Annotated in this window: 15 protein-coding genes and 1 tRNA gene; 9 read left to right on the top strand and 7 right to left on the bottom strand. The window is 63.0% G+C overall.

Annotated elements, in window-relative coordinates; all coding sequences use genetic code 11:
- Positions 1-13: 13 nt before the first annotated feature.
- On the top strand, positions 14-1,441 hold the full coding sequence (locus BM374_RS04930) for a deoxyribonuclease II family protein (RefSeq protein ID WP_092289485.1): 1,428 nt from the start codon (positions 14-16) through the stop codon (positions 1,439-1,441).
- 211 nt (positions 1,442-1,652) lie between these two features.
- Here the strand turns inward: BM374_RS04930 and BM374_RS04935 are convergent.
- Positions 1,653-1,739 (bottom strand) — tRNA-Leu (locus BM374_RS04935).
- A 160-nt stretch (positions 1,740-1,899) separates the two neighbouring features.
- On the opposite strand from BM374_RS04935, the gene BM374_RS04940 reads away from it, so the two are divergent.
- The gene (locus BM374_RS04940) at positions 1,900-2,865 is read left to right on the top strand and encodes a complex I NDUFA9 subunit family protein (RefSeq protein ID WP_092289487.1); all 966 of its coding nucleotides are present in this window, start codon (positions 1,900-1,902) and stop codon (positions 2,863-2,865) included.
- 79 nt (positions 2,866-2,944) lie between these two features.
- Here the strand turns inward: BM374_RS04940 and BM374_RS04945 are convergent, their stop codons facing one another.
- The 3 genes from BM374_RS04945 to BM374_RS04955 all read right to left on the bottom strand — a co-directional run bounded on the left by BM374_RS04945 (position 2,945) and on the right by BM374_RS04955 (position 5,917).
- The gene (locus BM374_RS04945; protein ID WP_092289489.1) at positions 2,945-3,685 is read right to left on the bottom strand and encodes an SDR family oxidoreductase; all 741 of its coding nucleotides are present in this window, start codon (positions 3,683-3,685) and stop codon (positions 2,945-2,947) included.
- A 3-nt stretch (positions 3,686-3,688) separates the two neighbouring features.
- Positions 3,689-5,014, bottom strand: coding sequence for an FAD-binding oxidoreductase (locus BM374_RS04950; protein WP_092290240.1), 1,326 nt, complete (start codon positions 5,012-5,014; stop codon positions 3,689-3,691).
- Positions 5,015-5,110: 96 nt separating this feature from the next.
- Positions 5,111-5,917: an undecaprenyl-diphosphate phosphatase gene (locus BM374_RS04955; RefSeq protein WP_092289491.1), complete on the bottom strand. Its 807-nt coding sequence runs from the start codon at positions 5,915-5,917 to the stop codon at positions 5,111-5,113.
- Between the two features lie 169 nt (positions 5,918-6,086).
- Here BM374_RS04955 and BM374_RS04960 point away from each other — a divergent pair, with 169 nt between their 5' ends.
- The 3 genes from BM374_RS04960 to BM374_RS04970 all read left to right on the top strand — a co-directional run bounded on the left by BM374_RS04960 (position 6,087) and on the right by BM374_RS04970 (position 8,891).
- Positions 6,087-6,779: a glutathione S-transferase family protein gene (locus tag BM374_RS04960; RefSeq protein WP_092289493.1), complete on the top strand. Its 693-nt coding sequence runs from the start codon at positions 6,087-6,089 to the stop codon at positions 6,777-6,779.
- Between the two features lie 97 nt (positions 6,780-6,876).
- Positions 6,877-8,040 (top strand): tRNA epoxyqueuosine(34) reductase QueG, encoded by a 1,164-nt coding sequence (gene queG, locus BM374_RS04965; protein WP_177248094.1) that lies wholly within the window; start codon positions 6,877-6,879, stop codon positions 8,038-8,040.
- Between the two features lie 53 nt (positions 8,041-8,093).
- The gene (locus tag BM374_RS04970; protein WP_092289497.1) at positions 8,094-8,891 is read left to right on the top strand and encodes an acyl-CoA thioesterase domain-containing protein; all 798 of its coding nucleotides are present in this window, start codon (positions 8,094-8,096) and stop codon (positions 8,889-8,891) included.
- 144 nt (positions 8,892-9,035) lie between these two features.
- Here BM374_RS04970 and BM374_RS04975 read toward each other — a convergent pair whose 3' ends face one another.
- Entirely contained in the window at positions 9,036-9,824 is a 789-nt protein-coding gene (locus BM374_RS04975) for an alpha/beta hydrolase (RefSeq protein WP_092289500.1), read from the bottom strand.
- A 252-nt stretch (positions 9,825-10,076) separates the two neighbouring features.
- Here BM374_RS04975 and infC point away from each other — a divergent pair, with 252 nt between their 5' ends.
- A complete protein-coding gene (infC, locus tag BM374_RS04980; RefSeq protein ID WP_092290241.1) occupies positions 10,077-10,616 on the top strand; it encodes a translation initiation factor IF-3 in 540 nt (179 codons plus the stop codon).
- Positions 10,617-10,681: 65 nt separating this feature from the next.
- On the opposite strand, the gene BM374_RS04985 is transcribed toward infC, so the two are convergent.
- A complete protein-coding gene (locus BM374_RS04985) occupies positions 10,682-11,080 on the bottom strand; it encodes a hypothetical protein (protein WP_177248095.1) in 399 nt (132 codons plus the stop codon).
- A gap of 274 nt (positions 11,081-11,354) precedes the next feature.
- Here BM374_RS04985 and rpmI point away from each other — a divergent pair, with 274 nt between their 5' ends.
- The gene (gene rpmI, locus BM374_RS04990) at positions 11,355-11,555 is read left to right on the top strand and encodes a 50S ribosomal protein L35 (RefSeq protein ID WP_008143958.1); all 201 of its coding nucleotides are present in this window, start codon (positions 11,355-11,357) and stop codon (positions 11,553-11,555) included.
- Between the two features lie 91 nt (positions 11,556-11,646).
- Positions 11,647-12,006, top strand: coding sequence for a 50S ribosomal protein L20 (gene rplT, locus BM374_RS04995; protein WP_092289504.1), 360 nt, complete (start codon positions 11,647-11,649; stop codon positions 12,004-12,006).
- 29 nt (positions 12,007-12,035) lie between these two features.
- On the opposite strand, the gene BM374_RS05000 is transcribed toward rplT, so the two are convergent.
- Positions 12,036-12,449 (bottom strand): hypothetical protein, encoded by a 414-nt coding sequence (locus tag BM374_RS05000; RefSeq protein WP_092290242.1) that lies wholly within the window; start codon positions 12,447-12,449, stop codon positions 12,036-12,038.
- 151 nt (positions 12,450-12,600) lie between these two features.
- Here BM374_RS05000 and pheS point away from each other — a divergent pair, with 151 nt between their 5' ends.
- Positions 12,601-13,683, top strand: a complete 1,083-nt coding sequence (pheS, locus tag BM374_RS05005) for a phenylalanine--tRNA ligase subunit alpha (protein WP_092289506.1) — start codon at positions 12,601-12,603, stop codon at positions 13,681-13,683.
- Positions 13,684-13,723: the final 40 nt, after the last annotated feature.

The following is a 13,723-nucleotide window of genomic DNA, read 5'->3' on the forward strand; positions in this document are numbered from 1 at the left end:
AACGGGGCACGCCGTGGATAAGCGATCACGTCAACTCTATTTCCTCCCCCTACTTTTCTCGCATATCGTTTTTCTAACGTTCTGCTTTGTGGTTTCGGCGCGACCAGGACATGCTCAAGCGCTTCCTGCGCCCCTCCTGCAAAAGGGCGCCTCGCCCGTCGATTGGTGGTTCGTATTCAAATTCAATACGAAGTTCTTTCCAGGATGCCTGAAGACAACGAAGCGCGCATGCATCTTCGGAGGGGACGTTCAGGACTATCCGAAAGGATTCGGGCTCCAGTCGATTTCCGCAAGCAGCGCTAATCCGACCCTGCACAACGACAACGGCTGCCTCGGCGAATCGACGAACGATCCGATCGGCGCGACATTCGACGAGATCTACAACGGCGACTACAGCTACGTAATCTGGAACGATCAATTCTACGACGATCCGGATCTTCCAGCCTGCAAGGGAAAGACTTCGTGCAACGCCCCATGGGGCCACTCGAAGGGTGTGCTGGCATGGAACGACCAGGGCGAGGGACTGGTCATGCAGGTGTCCACTCCGAATTGGCCCGGTTCGGGCTCTCCCGACTTTCCGAGAAAGAACGGCAATACTCTCGGCTGCATCACTGATAATAGCGGCAAGCCTCAGAACAACGTCTGGGTCAGTCAGCACTTCTTCGCGCTACGCCTGAATAAATCCGACGTCATGACCGTGCTGCGCGCCTTGCAGAAGGCCAGCGTCGTCACGGAAGCCGGCGCTGGCGCGGACAGCAGATCTCAGATCGTCAGGAACGGCGGCCCCGACGACATTCAGAAGCTGGTATCCGGACTCGGAAAGCTATCGCACGACGACACGCTGCTGACTGAGAAGCTGTCGACCGGCGTTCAGATCATCGCCAAGCCTCCGAACATGCAGGTGCCTCCTTGGCAGATGGTTTCCGCAACCCTGGACGGTACACCTTTGACAGTGGCGACCTGGCTGATGGGCAACGGCAAAATAGACGACTACAAGGGCGGGCGTCCGAAGTGTTGGGACGCATCGCTTGGAGCGTCCGGCGCCGTCACCAATGCGGACACCGGTACGTGGCTGAAGAAGGTATTCGGATTGACGGGAGGACCGAGCCCCGATCGGAATCACGCGAAGATCGGAGTGTCCACGCCGCCCAAATATGCGATCTTCGGTGACTTGAACCAAGAGGGAGCGCTTTCCGAACCTTGCGACGTCTCGCAGAATACGCGGGGTGGCATGTTCTTCGTCGTCGAAAACAAGGCGCTCTCGGCTTCTCTCGGCAGCATGATGAATGTCGATGATGCGCTCAAGCTGGCGTTCGTGTCCGCCGCCCGTTTTTCGTCTGTTCAATCGCTTGTTCAAACTTCTTCAGAAATCGATAGCGAACTCACAAATCTCAAACCGGCGACCCTGCATCATAAGAAGGTGCGGCGGCGGCGCCGTTAAGAACGACAGCCTCAATCGCGCCGGGCTACCTTGCTTTCGAAGCGGTGCCCGCTTCCCGTCTAGCGCGTACGAACGGAAGAATCCGGGGCTCCGCGACATTTGCGGTCGGCCTACAGCGCAACGGCATTGTACTACCCTTCTGTACCACAGAGGGGCGGGCAAGCCGTTGAATTTGCTAATTTGCTTTGGATTCACGCTCTTAGAAGAGCGATGGTGCCCAGGAAAGGACTCGAACCTTCACGGCCGTTAAGCCACTGGCACCTGAAGCCAGCGCGTCTACCAATTCCACCACCTGGGCATGCCGTTTGGGGCACGGAGGCGGTTACTACGGTTCGGTGACGCCGTTGTCAATTCATGCTTGCCCCCCGTTTGGGCTTGCCGATTGCGCATTGCAAACCGGGCCGATACAAGCCTGATTACACGCGCCTCTCTGCAAAATTGGACCCAGGACAGCTCCCATGGCATCGAATCTGGAAACTCTCGTCACGGTTTTCGGCGGATCGGGCTTTTTGGGCCGGAATGTCGTCCGCGCGCTGTGCCGGCGGGATTACCGTATCAGGGTCGCGGTGCGGCGCCCGGAACTCGCCGGATACCTCCAGCCCTCGGGCAAGGTCGGGCAGGTCCACACCATCCAGGCGAACCTGCGCTATCCCGCCTCGGTCGAGGCGGCGGTGCGTGATTCGCATGTCGTGATCAACCTGGTCGGCATCCTCGCCGAGGGCGGCGCCCAGACTTTCGACGCCGTCCAGGCCAAGGGCGCCGAGACCGTCGCCAAGGCGGCGGCCGCCGCCGGCGCCAGCCTGGTGCATGTCTCGGCGATCGGCGCCGACGCCGAATCACCCTCGCGCTACGCCAGGGCGAAGGCGGCCGGCGAGGCGGCGGTGCTGGCCGCGGTGCCGTCAGCCACGATTGTCCGTCCCTCCGTGATGTTCGGCCCCGAGGACCAGTTCACCAACCGTTTTGCCGCACTGGCGCGGATGTCGCCGGCGCTGCCGCTGATCGGCGGCGAGACCAAGATGCAGCCTGTCTATGTCGGCGACGTCGCCACCGCGATTGCGGATGCCGTCGACGGCAAGGCCAAGGCGGGTGCGACTTACGAGCTCGGCGGGCCCGAGGTGCTGAGCATGCGCGAGATCATCGAATCGATCCTGGAGATCACCGATCGCGAGCGGATGCTGGTGCCGCTGTCGTTCGGCCTCGCGCGCCTCAAGGCCGCGTTCCTGCAATTCGCCCCGGGCGCGTTCAAGCTGACGCCGGACCAGGTCACGCTGCTCGAGCGTGACAATGTCGTGTCGGAGGCGGCGAGGGCCGCCGGCCTGACGCTGGAAGGCCTCGGCATTGCGCCGGATTCGCTGGAAGCGATCGCCCCGCAATATCTCTGGCGCTTCCGCCCGCAGGGTCAGTTCCAGCGCAAGAACGCGTAGCCTGCGTCAACGGCGGACTTTCTTAACCTCTCCCGCTTGCTTGCGGGAGAGGGAGTGCACCGTCGGGCGCGGCGAAATCTCAAAACTTCAGCTTCTTGAACACCGCCTCGGGCAGCGTCTTGATGATCAGCATCACGAGGCGCCATTTGCCGCTGACGTAGACAACGTCGGTCTTCTTCTCGACGGCATTCAAAATCGCATCGCCGACGACAGGCGCTTCGACTGTCAGCGGCCCGATCAGCTTCATGCCCTCGGTCATTTTCGTGCGGACGAAGCCGGGTTTCACGGTGACGACATGCACGCCGCCGCGGCTGGCGCGGGCGCGCAGGCCCGACAAGAAAGCGCTGAAACCTGCTTTCGCCGAGCCGTAGACATAGTTCGAGGCGCGGCCGCGATCGCCGGCCACCGACGACACGCCGACAACAGTGCCACTGCCGCGACCTAAGAATTTCTCCGCGAACAGGCCGAGGATGAGCGACGGCCCCTCGTAGTTCGAGCGCATGATCGTGGTGGCATGGGCGAGATCACTCTCGGCGTCTTGCTGCTTACCGAGAAGGCCGACGATCGAGATCACGACATCAGGCAGCGTGGGAAGGCCAGCGACAAAGCCATCGAATGACGCGGTGTCGAGCACATCGAATTTCTGCGTGCTCGCTTCGATCGCATAGCGCGCCCGCAGATCGGCGGCATCGGGCTCCAGCGCGGCGACGTCGCGGCCGGCGAGGGCGACGTCGTAACCCGCCTTGGCAAAGGCGCGCGCCGCGGCGCGGCCGATATCGGAGGAGCCACCGAGCACCAGAACGGACTTGCGTGATGTCACGGCCTAGACCTCATCGAACAGGCGTTGTGAAAGTTTGGAGCGGATGTTGCAGGCGGGATCGAGCGCTTTGCGGATTGCGTTGAAGCGCGACAGCGCGGGATAGCTCGCCTGGAATGTCGCGCGCGATTGTCGCGCGTCCTTGGCGAGATAAATCCGACCGCCAGCGGCGACGACCAGACGATCGATCTCGTCCAGGAAAATCAGGATGTCACCTTTGACAGGGAAATCCAGCGCCAGCGTGTAGCCGGGCAGCGGAAAAGACAGCAGACCGTCGCCATGACTGAGCTTCTTCAGCACCGCCAGGAAAGACGCATCTCCCCGCTTCGAGACGCGCTCGAGGATTTCGCCGAGAACCTCGCGGGCGCGGACTTCCGGAATCACGCATTGATGCTGCAGGAAGCCGCGCTTACCGTAGATGCGATTCCAGTCCGCGACGCTGTCGAGCGGAAAGAAATACGGATAGAGCGAGACCACACGCTCGCCGCCAGCACGCCTTGCGCCCATGCGATAATAAAGTTCATTGAAGGCGCGGATGCTGGTGCGGTTCAGTGTCGTCGACGGCAGGTCGATCGGCACAGCAATGCCCGGATCTTTGCCGACGGGGAATCGACCGGCGCCTTGGGCAAGCTCGCCGGCGCGCGCGTGCTCGCCGAGATAGATCAGCGAGCGGCCCAGATCGCGCCCACGCGCCACGCAGTCGATCCATGCGACCGAATAGGTCGCGGAGTCACCCGCCTCGAGCGCGCGCATCGCGGCATCGAGGTCGGACGCGGAAATCACCCGCTCGCGGATCCACCCGGTCTCGACCCGGCGCAGCCGCATCGTCGCCTCGAGGATCACGCCGGTGAGACCCATGCCGCCAACGGTTGCGAAGAAGGCATCGGAATTCTGCTCGCGCGAGGCTTCGATGGTCTCGCCGGCGCCCGTTCGCAGCAGGATGCTGTCGACATAGCGGCCAAAACCGCCCTCGCCGTGATGGTTCTTGCCATGCACGTCGGCGGCAATGGCCCCGCCGACCGAGACGAAGCGCGTGCCCGGCACCACTGATGGCAGGAACCCGCGCGGGCCGAAGGTGTCGATCAGGTCCGACAGCAGCACGCCGGCCTCAACGCGGATACGCCCGGTCGCCGGATCGAACGACCTGATCCGGTCGAACGCGGTCATGGCGATGGTCCTGGTAGCGCCTATCGCGGCATCGCCATAGGCGCGGCCATTGCCCCGAGCCACCGAGCCGGCGACGACAGCCTCTGCCACGCCCTCGAACGAGCGCGGCCGCAGCATTTCGCACGCGACGAGCGGGAAGCGCCCCCAGCCGCTGACTGTCGTCATCATTCAGCTCCTGCCCGCAGGCGACCCCGCTCCAGGAACTGCCTAGCGGCGAAAAGCTGATATTACGTTGAGGCGGATCGGTGAGTTTGCGAGAAGTTAACGTCCCAGCGCCAGCGCGATCAGGCCGAGCGTGCCGATGATGACGCGCCACCAGGCGAACACCACGAAGCCGTGGCGGGTGACGTATTGCAGGAACGACTTCACGACGATGATCGCGGTGATGAACGACACCACGAAGCCGATCGCGACGATGCCCATGTGGTCCATCGTCATCTCGGAGCGGCTCTTGTAGAAGTCGTAGGCGAACGCGCCAATCATGGTGGGAATGGCGAGGAAGAAGGAGAACTCCGCCGCCGCCCGCTTGTCGGCGCCCAGCAGCATCGCGGCGACGATGCTGGCACCGGAGCGCGACACGCCCGGGATCATCGCCACGCACTGAGCGATGCCGATATAGAGATACATCAGCAGCGGAAACTTGGTGGCGTCATGCTCGCGCGGCTTGAGATCGAGCCTGTCGACCCAGAGCAGGATGGCGCCGCCGACGATCAGCGTGAAGCAGACGACCCACGGATTGAACAGCATGCTCTTGATATATTTGCCGGCGATGAGGCCGACGACGACAGCGGGCAGGAACGCCACCAGCACGCCGATCACGAAACGGCGCGAATAGGTGTCGCCCGTGAAGAAGCCGATCACGACATCCCAGAGCTTCCTGAAATAGAGCCCGACGATCGCAAGGATCGCACCCAACTGGATCAGAACCGTAAACGAATCCCAGAACGCGCCCTCGCCCAGGCCGAAGAAGCGCTCCGCAAGCAGGAGGTGGCCGGTCGAGGAAACGGGAAGGAACTCGGTCACACCCTCGATGATGCCGAGGATCACTGCCCGTATTGTATCTGACATATTTACGGTCCATTTCCGCTGGAAAAGCGGGGCTCTTCTCGCCTATTCGCCCCCATGCCGCAATCGCAAAAATGCGCCATCACGCCTTGCTTCGTGGTTTTGAGGAACTAGTGTGGCGCCGCACAAACATTGATGGATTCTTAAGCATCATCAAATAGTCAAAGGATTCATGTTTACCCTGTTTCATCATCCGTTCTGTCCGCATTCGCGCTTCATCCGCCTGATTGCGGGCGAATACGGGCTCGAACTGAAGCTGATCGAGGAGCGCAGCTGGGAACGCCGCGAGGCGTTTCTGCTGCTCAATGCGGCTGGCGCGACGCCGGTTTTGGTGGACGACGAACAGCCGCCTGTCCCGGGCGGGGCCATCATCGCGGAGTATATCGACGAAGCCTATGGCGCCGGGATGGGCCCCAAGCGCCTGATGCCCGAGACGATCGCCGAGCGCGTTGAGGTGCGCCGGCTGATGGCGTGGTTCAACGAAAAATTCTTCGAGGAAGTCTCGCATCCGCTTGTCACCGAGCGCATCTACAAGCGTTTCATGAGCGAGGAAAATGGCGGCGGCCCGCCTTCGGCCGACGTGATGCGCGCGGCCAAAGCCAATGTGCGCTATCATCTCGCCTATATCGGCTGGCTGGCGCAGACCCGTAACTTCCTCGCCGGCGACCGGCTCACTTACGCGGATCTCGCCGCCGCGGCGCATCTCTCGGCGATCGATTATCTCGGCGACGTGCCATGGAGCGAGGACGACGCAGCAAAGGCGTGGTACGCGCGGGTGAAATCCCGTCCGTCGTTCCGTCCGCTGCTGAGCGAATGGCTGGCCGGCGTGCCGGCATCGCGGACCTATGTGGACCTGGATTTCTAGCCCGTGCCGTCATGCCCGGGCTCGTCCCGGGCATCCACGTACTTTCTGTTTCCATGACTGCTAAACAAGAACGTGGATGGCCGGGACGAGCCCCGCCATGACGACGTCGAACGTGGATGCATTCTTGAACAGAGCCGATACAGACAAGGACCGACTGCGCGCTGCGCTCGACGAGCAGGCGCGCGCGCTCGGATTCGACTGCATCGGCATCACCGAGCCTGGCACGATCGAAAAGGCCGGAGCGCATTTCCTCGAATTCATCGCATCGGGCGGCCATGGCGACATGGACTGGCTCGCGAACCAGCCGGAACGACGCGTCGATCCGCGCGGGCTTTGGCAGGACGTGCGCAGCGTCATCATGCTCGGCGTCAACTATGGCCCTGATCAGGATCCACTCGCGATCCTGCAGCAGCGCACGCGCGCGGCGATCTCGGTCTATGCGCAGGGCGACGACTATCACGACCTCATCAAGAAGCGATTGAAGGCGCTGGCACGCTGGCTGGTCGCGACCGCGCCATCGGACGTGAAAGTGTTCGTCGACACCGCCGCGGTGATGGAGAAGCCGCTCGCACAAGCGGCGCATCTGGGCTGGCAAGGCAAGCACACCAATCTGGTCTCGCGCGAGTTCGGCTCATGGCTGTTTCTCGGCGCGATCTACACCACGCTCGATCTGCCGCGCGATTCCGCCGAGATCGATCATTGCGGCTCGTGCCGGGCCTGTCTCGACATCTGCCCGACCGCGGCATTCCCTGCTGCTTACAAGCTCGATGCGCGGCGCTGCATCTCGTATCTGACCATCGAGAACAAGGGGCCGATCCCGCACGAGTTTCGCAAAGCCATCGGCAACCGGATCTATGGCTGCGATGATTGTCTTGCGGCGTGCCCCTGGAACAAGTTTGCGCAGGAGGGCCGCGAGGCCAAGCTCGCCGCGCGTGATGAACTGCGGGCGCCTGATCTCGCGGAGCTTTCGCGGCTCGACGATGCCGCATTTCGCGCGCTGTTCACGAAATCGCCCGTGAAGCGGATCGGGCGTGATCGCTTTTTACGGAACGTGCTGATCGCGATCGGCAACTCGGGTGATGCAGCGCTGGCGCAGGAGGCGCGGCGATTGCTCGAGGATGCGAGCCCGCTGGTGCGTGGAGCTGCCGTGTGGGCGTTGGGTCAGTTGGTGGAACGGGGTGAGTTTGCGGTTTTGCAGAGCGCTGCGTTGGACGGCGAGTCTGACGAGAGCGTGCGTGAGGAATGGCGCACCGCTTCCTAACCACCGCTGTCGGCGCCCTTGATTTCCCCACTCGTTCCCGCAAAGTCGCGCGCATGACAAACATGCCCTTCTTCATCCGCGACGGCGACACATTCCATCCGACGGAAGTTGCCAACGGTCCCTGGGATCCGAAATCGCTGCACGGACGCGTCATTGTCGGCCTGCTCGGCTTCGCCATCGAGGAGCGCCATTCCGGCCCTGAATTCGTGCCGGCGCGATTGACCGTCGACATGTTTCGACTGCCGACCATCGACAAGCCGATTCACGTGACGACGCGGCTGGTGCGCGACGGTCTGCGCATTCGCGTGGTGGAAGCGGAGTTCCTCTCCGGCGGCGTCGGGATGGCGCGCGCCTCGTGCCAGTTGTTGCGCAAGACGCAAAACCCTGATGGCAATGTCTGGTCGCCGCCGAACTGGGACGTGCCGAAGCCGTCAGACATTCCAAAGCCCACCGATCCCCAGCTCGGCATGAACGGCAAATGGACGACGCGGCCGATCGTCGGCCATATGGGCTCGCTCGGTCCACGCCGGCTGTGGATGAGCGAGGTGCGCGAGCTCGTTGCTGATGTGCCGATGACACCGTTCGTGCACGTCGCTGTCGGTGCCGATTTCGCGAGTCCCTTCGCCAACGCAGGCGACAACGGGCTCGGCTACATCAACAGCGACGTCACGATCTATCTGCACCGTCTACCGGTGACGAACTGGATTGGCTTCGAGGTGGTGAACCACCAGGCCACCGACGGCGTCGCCATCGGCGAATGCTGGCTCTACGACGAGCAGGGCCCGATCGGCACCGCGACGGTCGCCGCACTGGCGCAGCGCAAGCCGATGGCGAATCCGTCGAAGCGGTAGCTTGTCCTCATTCCGGGGCACGCGCAGCGTGAGCCCGGAATCCATCGGCCACCAAGGACGGTGGCGAAATGGATTCCGGGCTCGCGCCGAGTGGCGCCCCGGAATGACGTGCGGAGAGAGCCACTCCGCAATTTGTGCGCCACCTCACCCGATCTCCGCCACCGCGGCAAGAATGCGCGCGATGTCCTGCGGCCGGGACAGGCGGTGATCGCCGTCCTGGATCATGGTGAGCACGACATCGTCGGCCGGCAAACGATGCGTCAGTGCGAAGGCGTGCTGCCACGGCACGTCAGGATCCTGCGCGCCCTGCAGGATGCGGACGGGGCAGCCGAGATCGATGGCGCTGCCGAGCACGAGATGGTTGCGGCCCTCCTCGATCAGCCGGCGCGTGATCGGATAGGGCGTGCCGTCGCCATATTCGGATGGTCTGAGCCAGAAGCCCTTGGCCTCGATCTCCTTCTTCACCGCGGGCGAGAAATTCTTCCACATCAGCTCTTCCGTGAAGTCGGGCGCCGGCGCAATCAGCACGAGACCTGCGAGCGAGGCTTTTCCCGTACGCTTCTTGATCTCACGCGCGAGCAGCAGCGCCATCCAGCCGCCCATGGAGGAGCCGATCAGGATTTGCGGACCGGTGCAGAAGCGCTCGAACACCGCGACGCTGTCCTCCAGCCAGCTCCCGATGGTTCCGTCAGCGAAATCGCCGCTGGATTCGCCATGGCCGGAATAATCGAACCGGACCACGGCGCGGCCGTGCTCTGCGGCCCAGCCATCCAGCGCCACCGCCTTGCCGCCCTGCATGTCCGATTTGAAGCCGCCGAGCCAGACGAGACCGGGGCCTTCGCCAGCGCGATGACGCACGGCGATCCGGCGCGCGGACGAGCCCTCGCCAACATCGATGAAGTCGAGCACGGCATCAGGAATTGCTGCGGTCATGGAACGTTTACTCTGGCTGTGGGGTTTGAGGTCTCGGGACATGTCCCGCGGGGCAACCCTATCTCGGTATTGCCCCTTTGGGACGCTTGCGGAACGGGGGCAAGGTGTCTATGTCGAGCACCGTGCCGAAAAGCGTGGCCAAAATGCCTCGCATTTGAGGGTTTTTCGCTTCTCGCACGGGCGACTTGCTTGCCGGCATCAGTATCTTCCTTCAAAATAGCCGCTTCCCTTCACAACTTTGGAGAACCACCCATTCGCCGTCCCAATAGAGCCCCGGCCCCTGCCGCCAAAGACGGGCCGCGCATCAATGATGATATTCGCAACGCGCAGATCCAGCTGATCGACGCCGCCGGTGAGAACAAAGGCACCGTCGAGACGATGCTCGCCATCAAGATGGCTCAGGAAGCTGGCATGGATCTCGTCGAGATTTCGCCGAATACCAGCCCTCCCGTCTGCAAGATCATGGACTACGGGAAGTATAAGTATTCCGCGCAGAAGAAAGCCGCCGAAGCCCGCAAGCGGCAGAAGACCGTCGAGATCAAGGAGATCAAGCTCCGCCCGATGATCGACGACCACGATTACGACGTGAAGATGCGCGCGATGCTGCGGTTCTTCGAAGAGGGCGACAAGGTGAAGATCACCCTGCGCTATCGCGGTCGCGAAATGGCGCACCAGGAGATCGGCACCAAGCTGCTGGACAAGATCAAGACCGACGTCGCCGAGCTCGCCAAGGTCGAGCAGGACGCCCGGTTCGAGGGCCGTCAGGTCGTCATGGTGCTGGCGCCGCGCTGACACCGGCTGATTTCAGCTGAGGTTTTAACGGCCCGTCCGGATCATCCGGCGGGCCGTTTGTGCTTTCAGGTTCGCGTCGCCTGCCAGGTGCCGCTGCATTGGTCGCCGGAGATGACGCCCCTCCATGAGCCGGCGCCCGCTGCGCCACCGAGCCGGCCGCCGCCGCTGGCGTGGGAGGCGCCGACCGAAACCTGCACGGCAACGGCCCCGCCGCGATTGACCGTGCCGGATACCCGGCCGCCGCCGGCGGACGAGACCCGGCTACCTGTGACGGTGAAGGGGACGCTGTAGCCCGAGCTGCAGACGCCGCGGGTGGTGGCGAAGGTGACATTCCAGACGCCGTCATAGCCGCCGATGCGGGCATCGGCAGCCGACGGGACAGCGGCCGCGGCGAGCACGGCGAACAGCGCGAGATGGCGTGGACGAGTCAAACCAGACAAAATCGATTGGTAAAAATGGGCCATTTTGGTCCTGCTCCGGACGGGACGGCGTGAACGATGAGGTGGCAACCCCCAATAGTCGGCGGCCGGGTTCCACCGGTTCATCGTTGCCTTCTGGCCCGTCCTCTGTCATAAGCCCGGTCTTCATCGCCCGGCTGATTTACGGGCTGCCGTGGCGGTGTCTCGTGCGGGTTTCGCGCTTGTTCGCAAAACCTGAGCACAATCAACGCTCTAACGAGCATTTTTGACGGCCATGCCGCCTTCGCGGGCGGAATTCTGTGGCCATGAGGAGAGCCAAATGCCCAAGCTGAAGACCAAATCGGGCGCTAAAAAGCGCTTCAAGGTGACTGCCACCGGCAAAGTGATGTTCGCCCATCGCGGCAAGCGTCACGGCATGATCAAGCGGACGAAGAAGCAGATCCGTCAGCTGCGCGGGACCGCGGTGCTGTTCAAGACCGACGGCGACAACGTCAAGAAGTACTTCTTGCCGAACGCCTGATCGCGTCCAAGGACGTCGAGGATCGTTGCCATCTCTGCCGCGCAACGCGCGGCAATCCGAAACCTAAGTCATCTTTCGAAGGATTTTTGTCATGTCTCGCGTCAAACGCGGTGTGACCGCCCACGCCAAGCACAAGAAAGTCTACAAGGCCGCCAAGGGCTTCTACGGCCGCCGCAAGAACACCATCCGCACCGCCAAGCCGGCCGTGGAGAAGGCCCAGCAATACGCCTTCCGTGACCGCAAGCGTAAGAAGCGCACCTTCCGCGCGCTGTGGATCCAGCGTCTCAACGCCGCGGTCCGTCCGTTCGGCCTGACCTACAGCCGATTTATCGACGGTCTCGCCAAGTCGGGTATCACCGTGGACCGCAAGGTGCTGTCGGATCTCGCGATCCACGAGCCCGCCTCGTTCCAGGCGATCGCCGAGAAGGCCAAGGCCGCGCTGGCCGCCTAAGCGGCCGCGCTCGCAGCCCGAGGCTTGTGCTAGCGGGCCGTCTGGCCCGCAGCCTTCAGCGCGCGCTCAGAGTAACGCTGGGCGACCTCCGCCCGGCAGAATGCCGTGAACGAGAGATACATGGTGCCGGACTTGTTCCGGTACTTGATGTCGCATGCGTGCATCTCGCGCTTGTAGGCCTGGTTCTGCGATGCGTTGAGGCCAGGCTTGAAATCGGCTTCGCACTTCTTTTCGACGGCGGCGCCGAGGTCGACGTCGCCGCTCGCGGTCAGCTCGCAATCCCTGAAGACCTTCATCGCATTTTCGCAGCTCTTCTGGCTGCTGATGGTGTCCGCGACCTCGTCCAGCGTCATGGATGTGTCCATGCAGACCATGGCACGCGCCGGGGTGCCGGCAACCGACAGGACAACGGCCAGGACGGCCAGACAGCATTTCGACAGCATCGCAACGGTCTCCTCGTATCCTGTCTTGGTGCCGAGCCCCCGCGCGAGGTTCAATCCAGCCGTTCAGAGCCTGAAATGACCGGCTTTTTGCTTGACGTTACGCCCTTCCGGCGGCGACAACCCAGCCGAATTTGGAGCTAAGGATTTGACTGTGTCCGACCTCGCAACGCTCGAAACATCCATCCTCGACCAGATCGCCGCCGCCGGCGATGAAGCCGCGCTCGAAGCGGTGCGCGTCGCAGCCCTCGGCAAGAAGGGCTCGATCTCGGCGCTGCTCGCCACGCTGGGCAAGATGTCGCCCGACGAACGCAAGACCCAAGGCGCGGCGATCAACCAGGCCAAGGACAAGGTCACCGAAGCGCTCGCCGCACGCCGCGACGTGCTGAAGTCCGCGGCGCTCGATGCGCGGCTCGCGTCCGAAACGGTCGACGTCACCCTGCCGCTACGCGATGCGCAAGCCGAGGCCGGCCGCATCCATCCGCTGAGCCAGGTCTGGGACGAGCTGACCACGATCTTCGCCGACATGGGATTCTCGGTCGCGGAAGGCCCCGACATCGAGACCGACGACTACAACTTCACCAAGCTCAATTTCCCGGAAGGCCATCCGGCGCGCGAGATGCACGACACGTTCTTCTTCCATCCGAAGCAGGACGGCTCGCGCATGCTGCTGCGAACCCACACCTCGCCGGTGCAGGTGCGCACCATGCTGAGCCAGAAGCCGCCGATCCGCGTGATCTGCCCGGGCCGCACCTACCGCATCGATTCGGATGCGACCCACACGCCGCAATTCCACCAGGTCGAAGGCCTCGTCATCGACAAGCATTCGCATCTCGGCCACCTCAAATGGATCCTGCACGAGTTCTGCAAGGCGTTCTTCGAGGTCGACCACATCAACATGCGCTTCCGCCCGTCGTTCTTCCCGTTCACCGAGCCATCGCTGGAAGTCGACATCCAGTGCCGCCGCGACAAGGGCGAGATCCGCTTCGGCGAAGGCGAGGACTGGCTGGAGATTCTCGGCTGCGGCATGGTGCATCCGAACGTGTTGCGCGCCTGCGGCATCGATCCCGACGAGTACCAGGGCTTTGCCTGGGGCATGGGCATCGACCGCATCGCCATGCTGAAATACGGCATCGCCGACCTCCGCCAGCTGTTCGACAGCGACGTCCGCTGGCTGAACCATTACGGCTTCAAGCCGCTGGAGGTGCCGACGCTGGCGGGAGGGCTGAGCGCGTGACCGTCGAACGAGAATGTAAGCCCGCAAAGACTCTCTCCGT

The organism is Bradyrhizobium sp. Ghvi (assembly GCF_900115265.1).
GTDB lineage: Bacteria > Pseudomonadota > Alphaproteobacteria > Rhizobiales > Xanthobacteraceae > Bradyrhizobium.

What these genes read in the sequence shown, in the direction of transcription:
- BM374_RS04940 (WP_092289487.1), top strand. Translation starts at nt 1,900, where the DNA reads ATGGCATCGAATCTGGAAACTCTCGTCACGGTTTTCGGCGGATCGGGC.
- BM374_RS04950 (WP_092290240.1), bottom strand. Translation starts at nt 5,014, where the DNA reads ATGACGACAGTCAGCGGCTGGGGGCGCTTCCCGCTCGTCGCGTGCGAA.
- BM374_RS04955 (WP_092289491.1), bottom strand. Translation starts at nt 5,917, where the DNA reads ATGTCAGATACAATACGGGCAGTGATCCTCGGCATCATCGAGGGTGTG.
- BM374_RS04960 (WP_092289493.1), top strand. Translation starts at nt 6,087, where the DNA reads ATGTTTACCCTGTTTCATCATCCGTTCTGTCCGCATTCGCGCTTCATC.
- queG (WP_177248094.1), top strand. Translation starts at nt 6,877, where the DNA reads ATGACGACGTCGAACGTGGATGCATTCTTGAACAGAGCCGATACAGAC.
- BM374_RS04970 (WP_092289497.1), top strand. Translation starts at nt 8,094, where the DNA reads ATGACAAACATGCCCTTCTTCATCCGCGACGGCGACACATTCCATCCG.
- BM374_RS04975 (WP_092289500.1), bottom strand. Translation starts at nt 9,824, where the DNA reads ATGACCGCAGCAATTCCTGATGCCGTGCTCGACTTCATCGATGTTGGC.
- BM374_RS04985 (WP_177248095.1), bottom strand. Translation starts at nt 11,080, where the DNA reads ATGGCCCATTTTTACCAATCGATTTTGTCTGGTTTGACTCGTCCACGC.
- rpmI (WP_008143958.1), top strand. Translation starts at nt 11,355, where the DNA reads ATGCCCAAGCTGAAGACCAAATCGGGCGCTAAAAAGCGCTTCAAGGTG.
- rplT (WP_092289504.1), top strand. Translation starts at nt 11,647, where the DNA reads ATGTCTCGCGTCAAACGCGGTGTGACCGCCCACGCCAAGCACAAGAAA.
- BM374_RS05000 (WP_092290242.1), bottom strand. Translation starts at nt 12,449, where the DNA reads ATGCTGTCGAAATGCTGTCTGGCCGTCCTGGCCGTTGTCCTGTCGGTT.